The sequence below is a fragment of the Streptomyces sp. LZ34 genome (assembly GCF_053890475.1).
Window position 1 is genome coordinate 12,327,524 of sequence record NZ_CM132680.1, and the last position, 14,004, is coordinate 12,341,527.

The 14,004-nt window shown below is 69.8% G+C and carries 13 protein-coding genes and 1 pseudogene; 5 read left to right on the top strand and 9 right to left on the bottom strand.

Annotation, left to right across the window (positions count from 1 at the left end):
- Positions 1-111: 111 nt before the first annotated feature.
- The 5 genes and pseudogenes from ACWY4P_RS52855 to ACWY4P_RS52875 form a co-directional block, all read right to left on the bottom strand.
- Entirely contained in the window at positions 112-672 is a 561-nt protein-coding gene (locus ACWY4P_RS52855; RefSeq protein ID WP_456207952.1) for a hypothetical protein, read from the bottom strand.
- Between the two features lie 648 nt (positions 673-1,320).
- Positions 1,321-1,953 carry a hypothetical protein gene (locus ACWY4P_RS52860; protein WP_456213351.1) on the bottom strand — a complete coding sequence of 211 codons (633 nt, stop codon included), beginning with the start codon at positions 1,951-1,953 and terminating at the stop codon, positions 1,321-1,323.
- Positions 1,954-2,091: 138 nt separating this feature from the next.
- Positions 2,092-2,250 (bottom strand): annotated as a pseudogene (locus ACWY4P_RS52865) (IS630 family transposase); the annotation flags it as partial.
- 82 nt (positions 2,251-2,332) lie between these two features.
- Positions 2,333-2,803: a PPOX class F420-dependent oxidoreductase gene (locus tag ACWY4P_RS52870; protein WP_456207953.1), complete on the bottom strand. Its 471-nt coding sequence runs from the start codon at positions 2,801-2,803 to the stop codon at positions 2,333-2,335.
- Positions 2,800-3,393: a dihydrofolate reductase family protein gene (locus ACWY4P_RS52875; RefSeq protein ID WP_456207954.1), complete on the bottom strand. Its 594-nt coding sequence runs from the start codon at positions 3,391-3,393 to the stop codon at positions 2,800-2,802. Before ACWY4P_RS52875 ends, ACWY4P_RS52870 begins: the two co-directional genes overlap by 4 nt.
- A 91-nt stretch (positions 3,394-3,484) precedes the next feature.
- Here ACWY4P_RS52875 and ACWY4P_RS52880 point away from each other — a divergent pair, with 91 nt between their 5' ends.
- Positions 3,485-3,937: a winged helix-turn-helix transcriptional regulator gene (locus tag ACWY4P_RS52880; RefSeq protein WP_456207955.1), complete on the top strand. Its 453-nt coding sequence runs from the start codon at positions 3,485-3,487 to the stop codon at positions 3,935-3,937.
- Between the two features lie 390 nt (positions 3,938-4,327).
- On the opposite strand, the gene ACWY4P_RS52885 is transcribed toward ACWY4P_RS52880, so the two are convergent.
- The 3 genes from ACWY4P_RS52885 to ACWY4P_RS52895 form a co-directional block, all read right to left on the bottom strand.
- On the bottom strand, positions 4,328-5,947 hold the full coding sequence (locus ACWY4P_RS52885) for a VWA domain-containing protein (RefSeq protein WP_456207956.1): 1,620 nt from the start codon (positions 5,945-5,947) through the stop codon (positions 4,328-4,330).
- A gap of 19 nt (positions 5,948-5,966) precedes the next feature.
- Positions 5,967-7,166 carry an AAA family ATPase gene (locus tag ACWY4P_RS52890; RefSeq protein WP_456207957.1) on the bottom strand — a complete coding sequence of 400 codons (1,200 nt, stop codon included), beginning with the start codon at positions 7,164-7,166 and terminating at the stop codon, positions 5,967-5,969.
- Between the two features lie 159 nt (positions 7,167-7,325).
- On the bottom strand, positions 7,326-8,252 hold the full coding sequence (locus tag ACWY4P_RS52895; RefSeq protein WP_456207958.1) for a LysR family transcriptional regulator: 927 nt from the start codon (positions 8,250-8,252) through the stop codon (positions 7,326-7,328).
- 154 nt (positions 8,253-8,406) lie between these two features.
- Between ACWY4P_RS52895 and ACWY4P_RS52900 the strand changes: the two genes are divergently transcribed.
- Both ACWY4P_RS52900 and ACWY4P_RS52905 read left to right on the top strand, forming a co-directional pair.
- Positions 8,407-9,723: a DUF4419 domain-containing protein gene (locus tag ACWY4P_RS52900; RefSeq protein WP_456207959.1), complete on the top strand. Its 1,317-nt coding sequence runs from the start codon at positions 8,407-8,409 to the stop codon at positions 9,721-9,723.
- A gap of 138 nt (positions 9,724-9,861) precedes the next feature.
- A complete protein-coding gene (locus ACWY4P_RS52905) occupies positions 9,862-10,173 on the top strand; it encodes a hypothetical protein (RefSeq protein WP_456207960.1) in 312 nt (103 codons plus the stop codon).
- A 322-nt stretch (positions 10,174-10,495) separates the two neighbouring features.
- Here the strand turns inward: ACWY4P_RS52905 and ACWY4P_RS52910 are convergent, their stop codons facing one another.
- Entirely contained in the window at positions 10,496-11,386 is an 891-nt protein-coding gene (locus ACWY4P_RS52910; protein WP_456207961.1) for a helix-turn-helix transcriptional regulator, read from the bottom strand.
- 335 nt (positions 11,387-11,721) lie between these two features.
- On the opposite strand from ACWY4P_RS52910, the gene ACWY4P_RS52915 reads away from it, so the two are divergent.
- Together ACWY4P_RS52915 and ACWY4P_RS52920 are read left to right on the top strand one after the other, a co-directional pair.
- A complete protein-coding gene (locus ACWY4P_RS52915) occupies positions 11,722-12,744 on the top strand; it encodes a zinc-dependent alcohol dehydrogenase family protein (protein ID WP_456207962.1) in 1,023 nt (340 codons plus the stop codon).
- A gap of 452 nt (positions 12,745-13,196) precedes the next feature.
- Complete coding sequence (locus ACWY4P_RS52920) at positions 13,197-13,895, top strand: TetR/AcrR family transcriptional regulator (protein ID WP_456207963.1); 699 nt, start codon at positions 13,197-13,199, stop codon at positions 13,893-13,895.
- Positions 13,896-14,004 lie beyond the last annotated feature (109 nt).

The following is a 14,004-nucleotide window of genomic DNA, read 5'->3' on the forward strand; positions in this document are numbered from 1 at the left end:
GTTTGTCTGCTGCCCGGGGTAGTCCGTGCCAGACTCCGCGACGCCAGGATGGTCCGAAAGGCAGGCCCTGGCCGGGCCAGTACGCCGAGCCGGCCTTGCGGTGGGCGGCTTTCAGGCGCCCGGTTCCGGTGGCGGTGTCGTCGGCTGGATGGCCGGCGGCGTCTGGCCCGCCGTCGGCAGTTGGTACGGCCCCTGCTGCTCCACGAGGATCAGCGCGCTCGACGGCACCATGGCGCGCAGTTCGTGCAAGACGAGGAGGGCGGTGTGCAGTCGTTCCGGGCCTTCATAGGCGTCGTACGCGAGGACGAGGCGGGCGCGGGGCTCAAGATTCTGCCAGGCGTAACGGCGGCGGAGGTTGGTCATGTGCCGGGCGTCGGAGCGCAGGAAAGTCGAACCGGCGGAGAAGCCCGCCGACAGCAGGGCGAGGATGGCCGCGGGGACGCGGGCACCCGCGGAAGCCAGGCCGGCGGCGCCGGAGATGCCGGCCAGGACGGCGGCCGGAAAACCGAGACTGAGATACACGGCGTGCCAGAGCTTGGCCCGGCGCTGCGCCCGCCGCGCGCCGATCTGTGCCTCGGCGATGATCTTCTCGACCTCGGCGCGCAGCGCGAGCAGCCGCGGGTCGCCTCCCGGACCGGTGTCCGGCGCGGCTCTGGCGTTGCCTTGGGCCACGAATCCCCCTGTCCGGAGCGGGAGTTGGACTATCAGGCACCGGATTGTATGAGCGCGGACCGGGTCCGCGACAGGGGACGGTCCGCGCCGGTGGAGGGGACCCGCCCCGTTCCCGAGGGCCTCAGCTCTTGCCCAACAACTCCTCCTGGTGCCCCCGCCACTGCTCCAGCACGCCTGGAACTCGCTGTCGACGAACTTGAGAAGGCGAGGATCTCCGCGAGCCGGCGGTCGGCCGGTGTGTCGGCCCCAGGCCGGTCGGCCGGTGCCTGCATCGCGGGTCCGGACCTGGGGGCAACGACCTCATCGACGACCCGGCCGTCTTGCCCGACGGGCATTCACTCCTCACCCAACCCGCCTGCCTCGGCTCGGTGCAACTCCGGATCGTCCCCACCGGCGCCCCGCGCACCGCGACGCGCGGGGCGCGGGGCGCGGAACGAGCCGCCGCCCACCTCAGCGAACACGGGCTGGCACACCGGTGTCCACACGACGGGGAGACAGTGGACATACAGATCACGTGATCGAGTGTCTCTATATCCACCGGCCTTGACCATTACTCCCACGGGTGCTCGCGCCGCGCCTGCGGTCCACGGGCGCATCGGCCACTGCAACGCTCAGTGGCAGCTCCGAAGATCGATTACGGGTCGGCCCTCAGGCAGTGGGCGCCGGGCCCGGCTCAGCTGTACCGGTGGTCGCATCCGGGGCTGTAGTCGAATAGAAGACGGACTTCTGCTGCTTGGTGCGGTGAACTTGGCTTTTGGCGACAAGGGACTCGAGGGTGCTGCGCACGACCGTGGCCTTGATCTCGCGGTCCGGGAGGGCTTGGGCGAGAGCAGTGGTGATCTCGGCGGCGGAGCGGGGCCCGCCGTGCTCGGTGAGATGGCCGATGAGGAGCTCCCGGAGGGTGGGGGCACCTGCTTCTCGGGGCCGCTTGGGGCGGTTCTTGTCCGATGCCGTCTCCTTCTTCTTGGCGGTGGCATCGGCTGTTTTGTGCTTGCGTGCTGTGGGCCTGGGCAGCACGGCGGATTGCTGCCTGGCAGGAGATTCCGCCGCAGTGCTTGTGTCGGCGGCGTTCCCGGTTACGTCACTGGTGGCTTCGTTGCCCAGGGTCTGCTGGATGCTGAGCAGCAGTACCCGGTTGCTTTCCAGCACAGCCAACTGCGCCTGCAGAGAGCCGATTTCGGTGCTGATCCGTTCTTGCTCCTTCGCATTGCGCTCCAGATCAGCGGCGACTTGGGTCGCATACTGGGACTTCAAACTGGCATTGTCGGAAAGGGTGTCCACTACAAGCTCCCTCATCTGGGTCTCTATCCCGCGTTGGTGCTGGATGGTACCCACTGCGAACGCTGTGTGGCGTCGCCCTGCTCCGATGCTGAGTGCGCTGTACCTCTGCTGCACGCTACTCTCCTGTCCGCTGGCAGGCTGTGTCGGACTGAAGCGGACATGGAAACGCCGCGCGATCACCGCCGTGGAGATCCGGGACGGCGTCCACCGCTGGTCCTCCGTCCAGCCCTGCGCGGCCGGTCCCTTCTCCAACTCCGCGGCCAGTCACTTCCGCCGGCCGGGCTTCATCCGGACCACTGTTGGGATGTGGCGAGCCTGCGCGGCATCCGCGCGGAGGTTCGGCCAAGTGGATACTCGCGGCGCCATGGATCGAGGTGCCTCAGCCCATGCTCTGCCGGTCGGGTTCGATGAGCGCGACGATCCGCTCCTTGTCTCGCGAGTAGGGGCCACCGATGTACTTCGTCGAGATACGGTCGATGATTTCCCAGGCGGCAGCGCCCTCGATCCACTCGACGACCTTGCCGCGGACGACGACCGGCTGGAACGGGTTGTCGGCTGGTGTGAGGGAGAGCGCGACCCGTGGGTCGCGGCGCAGGTTGCGGGCCTTGCGAGTGCCCGGACCGGTGAGGATCGCGACGTGGTCGCCGTGCGTGCCGACCCATACGGGGACGGAGTGGGGTGCGCCGTCGGGCAGGACGCTGGCGAGGTGGGCGATCGAGGTGCCGTCGAGCACGCGGCGCACATGGGGGTCGAGCATCACGGTCATCTCCTGGTGTGGGTTCTGGTTGGGCTTGTGGCGGTGGTGGTGTTTGTCGGCGGGCGACGCGGCTTCGCCGGCGACGACGGTCATCGCTCGACCTCGTAGTGGAGGTGGGTGACGCCGGGCGCCGGGACGGCTTCGACGAGGTGGAGTCGTACGTGTTCGGGGAGCGACTGGAAGAAGGGTCGGCCGCCTCCGAGCAGGACCGGCACCTGGTGGAGGACCAGCTCGTCGACGAGTCCCGCCTTGAGCGCCTCGGTCACGGCACCGCCGCCCATGAGACCGACGTCCTTGTCGCCGGCGGCCTCGCGGGCCGCCGCGACCGCGTCCTCGATGCCGCTGGTGACCAGGGTCTGCCGCTCGGTGATCTCCGGCGCCGGCCGGTGGCTGAGGACGAACAGTCGGGCCGTCGGGTGGGGGCTGCCGCCTCCGAAATGGTCGGAGTCCTCATAGGTGTTGCGTCCCGCCACAATGGCGCCCACGCGTCCAGCGAGCGCGTCGAAAGCCAGGGCGCTGGGCTGGCTCAGCCGGAACCCGTCGAACACCTGGCTGGGTGTGTCGCCGCCGAAGTACCAGTCGAAGAGCAACGTTCCGGCGCCGAGTCCGCGCCCGGCGCCGGGACCGCGACCGGTGATGTACCCGTCGACCGACACCGCGTGGGCGCTGAAGACCTTGCTCATGTCCGTGATCCTTCCCGGGGTTCCCTAAGGAGACTCTATGACCGTAGCGCTCGAAGTTCCCTTAGGGAACTCAAAGCGCTAGACTGGTTCCATGCAGCGCACGAACTTCGACGGGATGGCGTGCTCGATCGCGCGTACGCTCGACGTCATCGGGGAGCCCTGGTCGCCGCTCGTCCTGCGTGACGTGTGGGTCGGGCTCACCCGGTTCGACCAGATCCAGGCCGACCTCGGGATCTCGCGCAAGGTTCTGACCGAGCGGCTGAACCACCTCGTCGACCAGGGCGTGCTCGAGCGTCATCCCTACGACCGGCGGCCGCGGTACGAGTACCGCCTGACGGAGAAGGGCACCGAGCTGGTCGACCTGCTCATGGTCATGACCCGCTGGGGAGACAAATGGCTCGCGGGCGAGGCCGGCCCACCAGTGCTCTACCGCCACCACGCGTGCGGCCAGGTCAGCAGCGTCGACCTGCGTTGCTCCCACTGCGGCGAGCCGATGCACGCGAACGACGTCGACGCACTCCCGGGCCCCGGCTCAGCCGTGTGACCCAGACGGGCACAGAGCCCTTTCAGAGGGCGGCCTTGAACGCCCAGGGCGCCCCCGACCGCCGTCGGGTGCGCCCCCCCTCAAGCCCAACGCGCCGGACGCCAGACCACCGACCACCACACGCGACCCGCACCCGCCCGGCCATCCGAGAAACCCCCGCCGCGGCCGCATCGCACGAACCCCCACCCGCCCAGTGCCACGGTCAGGTCACCCCCATCGAGGCACCTCACGCCGCCGGACTGCACCCGGCCACCCAACCGGCGTCACTCCGAAGCGAAACCTCAGAAGCGAGGTTGCCGGCGGGGGCGGGGGCGGGGGGCCTGCGTGAGGGATGCCCAGTTGCGGGAACCATTCCTCTCTCGTGCCGGGGTTGCGAGGGAGGAGGCCGGGTCAGATCACACGGAAGAGGTCGGCGGCGGCGTGGACGTCGGTGAGGTCCTCGATGGAGCGGAGGTTGTCGCACAGGGCGTCCAGGACCGAGCCGGCTTCGGCGGCGCGCGGGGTGCCGATGGCCACGCCGAAGACGCGGAAGCCCAGCAGGTGCTTGGCGTCGTTCCAGCCGCGCATCCATTCCTCGGTCACGCCGCATTCGTCGTCGGTGATCATCACGATGTCGCCGCGCGTGCGGGCGGCGTCGTTGAACTCCTCCTCCAGCAGTTCGCCGGCCGCTGTCAGGGGCCTCTGGCAGCTGGTGCCGCCGCCGAGGAAGGTCTCCGCGAAGTCGAGCACCCGGGCGATGCCGGCGGGCCGGCCGGCCGGGAAGCGGAAGACGCGGATCTGGTCGGCGGATGAGAACAGGATGCCGACGAAGTCACGCTTGGCGCGGCGGGCCTGATCCAGCAGCGCCAGGGCGCACGCCTTGGCCCACGCCTCCCGGGTGACTCCGCCGGGCCCCGCCTCATACATGGAGTGCGAGGTGTCCACGCACGCGATGATGGCGCCCTGGCCGGTGGTCTGCTCCCCCTGGCTGTCGTAGAGCATCAGCTCCCCGGCGGCGTAGCGCGTGGCGAACACCGCACGCAGCTCAGGCAGGCCGAGGTTGGCCAGCTCGGAAGGGATGACGCGGGAGAGGTCATTGCCGAGCGTGACGCCGACCAGCTCCCCGGCAGCGTTCTCCACCTTACGGGCGCACTCACCGCCGGCCATCTGCCGGAAACGGCCGATCAGCTCGGCCCACTGTGCGAGACGGCTGGTGCGCAGCCGCTCGGCGAGCTGGGCGCGCTGGTCGAACGGCATTCGCTCCAGCTCGCCGGAATCGACTCCCCATGCCCGCATCAGCGCGGCCTCCTCCCGCGCGGCCTCGGCGGCCTTCGCCGCCGCGTTCCGCGCGGCGGCACGGATGCCGGGGGCCGCCGCCGCGAGGGCCTGCGCGGCGTCTCGGGCGGCCTGCTGCGCAGCGGCCTCGGCGGCCTCGATCGCCTGTTGTACGGCGTCGGCGGCCGGGGCCGGCACGGTGCCGACCCCGTCGGACCGGTCCGCCCCCTCGGCGGCCTGCCGGAGCGCCTCGCCCACGGCGGTCGCCGCGTCTTCGGCTTCCTGCTGGGACTTCTTCGCCTGCTCGGCCTGTTCTTGGGCATCCCGGGAGCGCTCCAGCATCCAGCGCAGTGCGGCGGCCTGGGCGAGCACGGCCATGGCGGCGGCGTAGGGGTCGCCAGCCGTCTCCCGGCGCAGCTCGGCGAACTCCAGTGACTCCACCAGTGAGGTGATGACCTGGTGGTTGACCAGCCGACGGGGGTCCATCTTCTCGCGCTCGCGCAACCGCGGGCTGACCTTGTACGCGGCCAGGAACGCGTCGGTCAGGAGGTCGGTGGCGTAGTCGTAGCGCTCGTTCAGCTCCTCGGCGAGATCGCGCAGTGCGGCCGACTGCCCGTAGGTGTCGCGCCATGCGATCTGGTCGAACCGGTCCGCGACCACGGCCGTGGTGTGCCGCTCGGGAGCCGCGGCGGACAGGCCCAGCCACTTCCCGGCCCGGCTCGCCAGCTCGTTGAGCCTGCTCGGGGTCTCGCCCATGGTCCTGATCCCCCGGTGTTCAGAGCTGGGCCTGCACCATGCTCGCGTCCACGCCGAGGGCCTCGGTGAGAACGCGGGCGCGGACGGCGCGCTGGCGGCCGGTGACTCGGTCGATGGCGGCGGTGGAGCGGCCGGCGCCCGCCGCCTCCGCACGCAGCTTCTCCAGCCGCTTCCCCGCCTTGGCGAGCTTGCCGTGGGCATTCTTGATGACCCACTCGCTCAGCGCCTCGCGGGACTGCCCGGCCATGGCGTCGAGTTGGGCCTCCAGCTCCTCGATGACGTCGGCCAGGTCGAGCGCCTCCTTGGCGTCGGGGTTGATCAGTTGCAGCACTTCGCGCTCGACGGTCGGGCGTTCGGCGGGGGAGTCCCACAGCACGTGAGTCAGCACCGACAGGTCGGTCTCGGCGACCGCCGGGCGGGCGTCGAGGTACGCGGACGCCTGGAGCAGGCCCACCGCCTGCCGCCAGCGGCGGTCAGAGGCGACGAGTTCCTTGCGGCGCAGGGCGGCCCGCAGCGTACACACCGCATCCACGATCACGTCGGGGACGTCCACGGCCGGGACGGCTTCGGTCACGGCGTGCTCCAGCGCGGCCAGCTCGATGGTGGTCCGTGTCGGTGCCGCCGGGCGGCTGACGGCGGAGCGGACCAGCGCGGCGAAGTTCGAGGGGTCTGCCAGGTACCCGACCTCGATCCGCACCAGCAGCCGGTCGTAGATCGCGGCCGAATCCTCTCCGCTGGGCAGCTCGTTGCTCGCCGTGATCGCCCCGATCAGGGGGCAGCGGATCGGCTCGCCGCCGCTCTCGGGGTGGTAGATCCGCTCGTTGAGGTAGCCCAACGTCTCGTTCAGCGCCGCCGTGGAGCACTTGAAGATCTCGTCGATGAACGCGACATGCGCGGTCGTGGCGCGGCCGTCGTAGACCTGGCGATACTCACCCCGGGCCAGCGCGGCGACGTCGATGGGACCGAACATTCTCGTCGGCGCGGTGAACTTCGACAGGAGGATCTCCCAGTAGGCCGCTCCCTCGACCCTGCCCGTGAGTTCCCGGGCCATCTCGGACTTCGCCGTTCCGGGCGGGCCGAGCACTAATGAGTGCTGCCCGGCCAGCAGCGTCACCATCAGCGTCCGCACCACGTCAGCCCGCTCGTAGAAACGGTCCGACACCTCGTCGCTGATCGCCCGCAGCCTCTTAGCCGTGTCCTGCGCGTCCTGTGCGCCCATATTCAACTCCTTGCCTGTGACACAACTCGTTCTCACGCAAAAGCGGGTCGCACCCCCTTTTGAAAACCTCATTGTGCGCAGCGTGGGCAAGGCGGCGTACACCTTCTGCGTGCTGGAGCGGCTCGTCGTTGCCGCTGGGTGACGCGGTGGTCCTGCCCACTATGCCCATGTCGGTGTCCAGGTCTGGGCGTCGGAGTGGTCGAACTGCCCGGAGCAGAGGTGGTCGCGGAGCGTGGTGAGTGCCTGGTGCGGGTTGTCGCGGTGCCATACCAGTGAGTGTGGGTAGACAGGTGCCGGGTCGCGTACGGCGATCCGCCGGAGGCCGTGGTCGGCGGGCCAGACGAGGCGGGTCTGCTCGCCGACGAAGGTCGCCAGTGTCCGGGAGTCGGCGATGGTGTCCAGCAGGGGCTCGGTGCCGAAGTCGGGGCCGGTGATCTCGATGGTGAGCCCGAACGCGGTGGCGAGGGCATCGTAGTAGGCGGCCCACTCGGTGCCCGGAACGATGCCGGGCATCCAGATCCGGTGCCCGACGAGCTCGGCGGGCGTAACCGTGCGGGCGGAGGCGAGCTCGTGCGCCGGTCCAGTGAGAAGCTGGACGGGCTCGTCGAAGGCCCGGGCGACCCCGATGTCGTCGGGGAGCAGCCGACCGGGCGTGGTGACGGCGTGGAAGGACGCGTCGATCGTGCCGGACCGGATCGCGTCGATGGCCGCGTCGGCGTCGAACAGGGTCATGACATCGAGTTCGACCTCGGGGTGCGCGCGATGGAAGTCGCGCAGCAGGGCGGCCGGGGCGAGTCGTCGGCCGATCACGTCGACGCGCAGGGCGCGGCGGCCAGGACGGACGGAGGCGACTGCCCGCGCTTCGGCCCGCAGGAGATCGCGGGCGTGGGGCAGGAACGCCTGTCCGTCGATGGTGAGCTTCGCTCCTCGCGTGGTGCGGGTGAACAGCCGCACGCCGAGGATCTTCTCCAGCGTGGCGATGCGTTTGGAAACGGCCTGCTGGGTGATCGACAACTCGGCGGCAGCGTCTTGGAACCGCCCCGCGTCCGCGGCGGCCACGAAGGTGCGCACAGCATCGAGATCCACGCCGTTCATGCTATCCGCACAACGATTGGTTGTGCATTGCTGGCTGGTCGGTTGTTTGATCTGGCCATCTGCTGCTCGTTTTGATGGGCCAGAGGCCCAAGGCCTTCATCAGGTGTCTAGGATCGGGGCCGAGCATTGTTCCCGGGGGTTGTGGATGGGTTTTGAGATAGATCTGCCACTCGGTGAGGACGCTGATGCCGCTCGGCTGGCGGCTGAACTCACCGAGCTCGGTAACGAGCGGTTCCTGCGGGCGGTGCTCCATGACCAGACGCGCTTCCACCACCGGAGTACCGACCGCCTCATCGGCTGGTCCACCGACGCTTCGGAGGCCGAGCCCACCTCCAGCCTCCTGTTGCGCGCCATCCACCTGTGTTTCACGGCCCACCTGCCACTGAGTCTCTCGCCCGACCTGCTCTGGTACGCCGTCGTGCATGAGGTGGCCGTCCATGTGCGGCTCAACTCCAGCACATACGAGGGACTCTTCACCGATACGCCCGGGCACCAGCAGACCATCGCCGTCCGTGACGATTCTGCCCCGCGGGACTGGGAGCGCTCGATCAATCTGGTCCAACAGCCCTTGCGCTCCCGGATCGGCGAGGATGTCGCAGATCTGTTCCAGCCCGCTTTCTCCACCACCACCTCGGCCGACGCGACGGCGGCGCTGGTCGCGCTGATGGATGTGGTCAGCCCTTACTACCGCTTCCGGTGGCAGACGCTCTGCGGCATTCCCCGGATCCGGCTGGAGGGCACGGACCGGGACTGGCGCCTGCTGGCGGCCCGGGTACGGGAGCTGGCGGGGTGGTTCGATGGCCTGCGGCCGTGGTTCACCGCCCTGCACCCGGTCCTGGACACGATCAGCGCGACAGCCTCAGGGTGGGGCGTCGACCACGCGTTCTGGCGCTCGCTCTACAAGTGGGAGTCGGCCTCCGGCGGCGATCGGGTCACCGGCTGGATCACGGCCTTCATCGCCCACCGGTACACCGACGACGGACCGTGTCCCAAGCAGTCGTTCGGCCCGGGCACCACCGCGCAGGACGACTTCCCCTCCCATGTTTCCCGTGTCCCGTTCCGCTGGGAGACCCCCATCGGCACCTTTGACATGGCCTTCCTCGGAGGAGTCCTCGGCATCGAACGCAGCGGCGAGTGGATCCGGCCCCAGCTCGGCCACGCCGTGGTCGAACTCCTCCCCACCACCGAGCACCACGACAGGCACCTCCCAGAGCCCTGGACACTTGCGGACATCCAGCGCCTCACCGGCTGCCCCCAAGCCCAGCTGCTCACCACCCTCGGCACCGTCACCCTGTACGGCGAACCACTCCAGGCCCGCTGCGCGATCAACCTGGCAGGGATCTGCGCGGTGCGGGCCGACAACGGCGACTGGTACCTCGGAGACCTGGTCTCCGACACCGGCGACATCCAGTGCTGGGACAACTACGGCCCACACCTCGGCAACGCGCTGCGCGCGCTCTGACCATCGCTCCCGGGGGCCGTTCTGGGTACTCGCGGCCCTCGCAGCGGCCTCCATTGGGCTCATCGCTCGCCACGTTCCGCAGGACGGCTCCGACCAGCAGGCGGTGTCGATCCGGTCCGAGCTGTCCGCACTGAGCTCGTGCCCACGGTCGTGCTGGTCGCCCTGCTGGGCTTCTTCGGGTTCGTGGCTACCCCGGTGCTGATCGCCCTGGGCGTACGCTTCGCAGGCCGGGCTCCCACCCTGGGATCCGCCCTGACCGTCTCGGCGTTCAACTTCGGGACCGCGGCGGGCTCTTGGACAGCTGGGCTCGCCCTCGACTCCACCCTCGGGGCCGCCGGTCCCGCCATGATCGGCACCGGAAGCGCCGCACTGACCCTGGTGCCCACGATCGCCATCGCCTTCACCCAGCGTCGGCATCGTTCCGCGATGGTGGTCGGCTGGAACACCTGATCCCGCGTAACGGCCGCGACACCCGTCACGCGCCGTTGTAGACGTCGCGACGCGGTCCCGGTCCTGTCAGGCGAGCGTGTTCGGCGTGAAGGCGGAGGAATGTCGACGCTGCTGCCGGAGTCCAACCTGGGCGGCACCGCGATCGGCACCGGCATCAACGGCCATCCCCGCTACGCCGGACGGTGGTGCCGGCGGGGGCCCGCGCCGGAGCTCGCCGAGATCGAGTCGGCACTTGGATGGTGGGCGGAATCCGTCCGCGCCAAGGGCCGGGGGACTGCCGTCACCTCACAGCTGGGAGGGCCGGGCTTACGAGGGCGAACGGTCAGTCGCGTGAGAGGGGCTGTGTGGAGGAGTCGGCTTCCTGGGTGGCGGCCCAGGTGGCGAGGAGGTTCAGGTTTTCCGCGGAGGGTGAGTCGGGTTCGGCGGTGTAGATGGTGAGGGTGAGACCGGGTTCGGCGGCCATGGCCAGGGCTTCCCAGGCGAGGGTGAGGTCGCCGACGACGGGGTGGTGGAAGCGTTTGATGCCGGTGCCGTGGCGGGTGACGTTGTGGGCGCCCCAGCGGGTGCGGAAGGCGTCGCTGCGGGTGGACAACTCTCCCACCAGGTCGTGGAGGTCCTTGTCGTTCGGGTTGCGGCCGGCCTCGGTGCGCAGGACGTCCACGGTCATGTCCGCGGCGAGATCCCAGTCAGGGTAGAAGCGGCGGGCCGCGGGGTCGAGGAACTGGAAGCGGGCGAGATTCGGCCGCTTGGTGCTGCCGCTGTGGATGTCGCTGAAGAAGGCGCGGGCGAGCTGGTTGGCGGCGAGCAGGTCCAGGCGTCCGTTGGCGACGTACGCGGCCCCGGCGGTGACGGCGTCCAGGGCCCACTGGAGGCTCTTGTGCAAGGGCCGCTGCTGACTGGAACGTGACCGGGGGCGTGCGAGGGTGTCGGAGCCTTCTTGGGCCTGGGCCAGGTGGAGCAGGTGGGCGCGTTCGGCGTCGTCGAGCCGGAGGGCGCGGGCGACAGCTTCGAGCACGGTGGGTGAGACGCCGGCGAGGTTGCCGCGCTCGAGTTTGGCGTAGTACTCCACGCTGACGTCGGCCAAGGCGGCGACCTCGCTGCGGCGCAGGCCGGGCACGCGGCGGCGGGTGCCGGCCGGCAGCCCCGCCTGCTGCGGGGTGATCTTGGCTCGCCGCGAGGTGAGGAACTCGCGGACTTCGTCACGGTTGTCCATACGACGACCGTACGGCCGAGTACGGCAGGTTGGGGTGTACTGCCAATACACCCATCAGCAGTAACTCGCTGCCCGCGCGGAATGGCGGTTACCTGGATGCCGTGGTGCTTTCCGCTCCGCCGTGGCCGGTGGTGCGGCGTGGGTGCCCGGCCCGGACGGTTTCGCCCGGGACGTGCACGCGGGTGACGTCAGGGTCGACATCCGCGCGTACAGCAGATTCCCCATGAAGCTGGTGGCGGGGGTTCGCCGGCGTGGGAAGAACCGGGGACGTTGCGGTTCCCAAGCAAGATCCGGCGCTGCGGGCGCCAGCACACAGAAAGCAAGGAGACGCAGTCATGCGTGGAGTAGTGATGTACACGGCCGGTGATGTCCGGGTGGAGGAGCGTGAAGACCCGAAGATCATCGAGCCCACCGACGCGATCGTCCGGCTGACCGCGACCTGCGTTTGCGGGTCGGACCTGTGGCCCTACCGCGGGATCGAGCCCACCGACCACACGGCCATGGGGCACGAGTACGTGGGTGTCGTCGAGGAAATCGGCTCCGACGTGAAGAACGTCAAGGTGGGCGACTTCGTCGTCGGGTCGTTCGTCATCTCCGACAACACCTGTGAGATCTGCCGCTCGGGCTACCAATCCGGCTGCGTGCACCGGGAATTCGTGGCGCAGACGGTCGGCACCCAGGCCGAGAAGGCCCGCATCCCCCACGCGGACGGCACTCTCGTTCCCACGCCGGGGCAGCCGGACCCGGAGCTGATCCCCTCGCTGCTGGCCGCCTCCGATGTGCTCGGCACCGGCTGGTACGGTGCCGTCGCAGCCGAGGCCGGCCCCGGCAAGACGGTCGCGGTCGTCGGCGACGGCGCGGTCGGCCTGATGGCCATCCTTGCCGCCAAGCAGCTGGGCGCGGAGCGGATCATCGCGATGTCCCGCCACCCCGAGCGGCAGAAGCTCGCCCGGTTCTACGGCGCGACCGACATCGTCGAGGAGCGCGGTGACGCGGGCGTGGCGAAGATCAAGGAACTGACGGGCGGGCTCGGCGCGCACTCGGTGGTCGAGGCCGTCGGGACCCAAGAGGCGACCATGCAGGCGATCGGCGCCACCCGCCCCGGCGGCCACATGGGCTTCGTCGGTGTCAACTACGACGTCACGATCCAGGGCATCGACCTGTTCTTCGCCGGCATCCACGTGGAGGGCGGCCCCGCCCCGGTGCGCCGGTTCCTGCCCGAGCTGATCCAGCTCATCTGGGACCGCAAGGTCGACCCCGGCAAGGTCTTCGACCTCACCCTGCCCTTGGACCAGGCCGCAGAGGGCTACAAGGCCATGGACGAGCGGCGCGCCACCAAGGTGCTCCTCACCTTCTGACCTGCCCCGCACGCACTCCCCGTCCGCCCCGTATCGCAACGGCGGGGCGGACGGCTGGGCGGTGGCACGGCGATGCCGGGGCGTGGTCCGCGTGGGCCATTTCGCGTACGACCTCGTGATGCGGTTCGGCCATTCCCAGCCGGTTCACCGAGCACGAGCTGTTCGGCCTCGATCGGTTCCTCGGCCAGGTCGACTTCGGTGGCATGCCCGCCCCGATGGTCCACGAGTCCATCGAGCTCTCGCCACCGAAGTCGCCCCCGCCACCCGCAAGTTACTCGGCCTACCGGCGCTCCGACCATCTGATACCCGCCATCGGCGATTCCCCGTTACCAAGGAGAGGACTGGCGTGACCGCGGCCACCGATCTGTCGTACATCGATCCGGAATCGTTGTTCACTGCGGCCAGCGTGGTGCCAAAATGGATAGGGCAATCCGATTGCTAGACTGGCTGGTATGAACCCTGGCGCCCAGAACCCCGACGGCCCCGCCGCCCAGCCTCTGCGCAGCGACGCCGAGCGCAACCGGGAGCGGATCGTCGCCGCCGCGCGCACGGTGTTCGGGCGCGAGGGGCTGAACGCCTCCATGGCCTCCGTGGCCCGCGAGGCGGGGGTGGGAATCGCCACCATGTTCCGCCGCTTCCCCGCGAAGGAGGAGCTGGTCGCCGCGGTCTTCTCCGACCGCATGGACGCCTACGCGGACGCCGTCGCCGTCGCCCTCGACGACCCCGACCCCTGGAATGGCTTCGTCGGCTACATCGAGACGGCCTGTGCGATGCAAGCCGCCGACTGCGGGTTCGCCGACGTGCTGACGATGACCTTCCCCACTGCCAAGGCTCTGGAGAAGCGGCGCAACGAGGCCTACGAGGCGATGGTGCGGCTCATCGACCGCGCCAAGGCCGTGGGTCGGCTGCGAAAGGACTTCGACCCCTCGGACCTGGTGCTGCTGCACATGGCCAACGCCGGCGTCGTCAATGCCACCGGCGACGCCGCTCCGGACTCCTGGCGACGCGTGGCCGCCCTGCTGACCCAGTCCTTCGAGGCCCCTGCCCGCGGCCCCCTGCCCGCCTCGCCCGAGCACGACGCCCTCTACAAGGCCATGCTCCGCGCCAGCCCGGCGGGCCCCACCGCACCGGAGCCGGGCAAGAGCAGCTGAACTCAGGACCGGATCACCGTTCCTGAGTGCGGCGCGCTGTGCAGGCGTCGAGGGCGCCATCTGCCAGGGCCTCACGCTTCGCCCGCCTCCGGCCCGGATGGCTCACTGC

Excerpts from the sequence above, each read along its gene's own strand:
- ACWY4P_RS52870 (WP_456207953.1), bottom strand. The coding sequence starts at position 2,803 with ATGACCGTCGTCGCCGGCGAAGCCGCGTCGCCCGCCGACAAACACCAC.
- ACWY4P_RS52875 (WP_456207954.1), bottom strand. The coding sequence starts at position 3,393 with ATGAGCAAGGTCTTCAGCGCCCACGCGGTGTCGGTCGACGGGTACATC.
- ACWY4P_RS52880 (WP_456207955.1), top strand. The coding sequence starts at position 3,485 with ATGCAGCGCACGAACTTCGACGGGATGGCGTGCTCGATCGCGCGTACG.
- ACWY4P_RS52885 (WP_456207956.1), bottom strand. The coding sequence starts at position 5,947 with ATGGGCGAGACCCCGAGCAGGCTCAACGAGCTGGCGAGCCGGGCCGGG.
- ACWY4P_RS52890 (WP_456207957.1), bottom strand. The coding sequence starts at position 7,166 with ATGGGCGCACAGGACGCGCAGGACACGGCTAAGAGGCTGCGGGCGATC.
- ACWY4P_RS52900 (WP_456207959.1), top strand. The coding sequence starts at position 8,407 with ATGGGTTTTGAGATAGATCTGCCACTCGGTGAGGACGCTGATGCCGCT.
- ACWY4P_RS52910 (WP_456207961.1), bottom strand. The coding sequence starts at position 11,386 with ATGGACAACCGTGACGAAGTCCGCGAGTTCCTCACCTCGCGGCGAGCC.
- ACWY4P_RS52915 (WP_456207962.1), top strand. The coding sequence starts at position 11,722 with ATGCGTGGAGTAGTGATGTACACGGCCGGTGATGTCCGGGTGGAGGAG.
- ACWY4P_RS52920 (WP_456207963.1), top strand. The coding sequence starts at position 13,197 with ATGAACCCTGGCGCCCAGAACCCCGACGGCCCCGCCGCCCAGCCTCTG.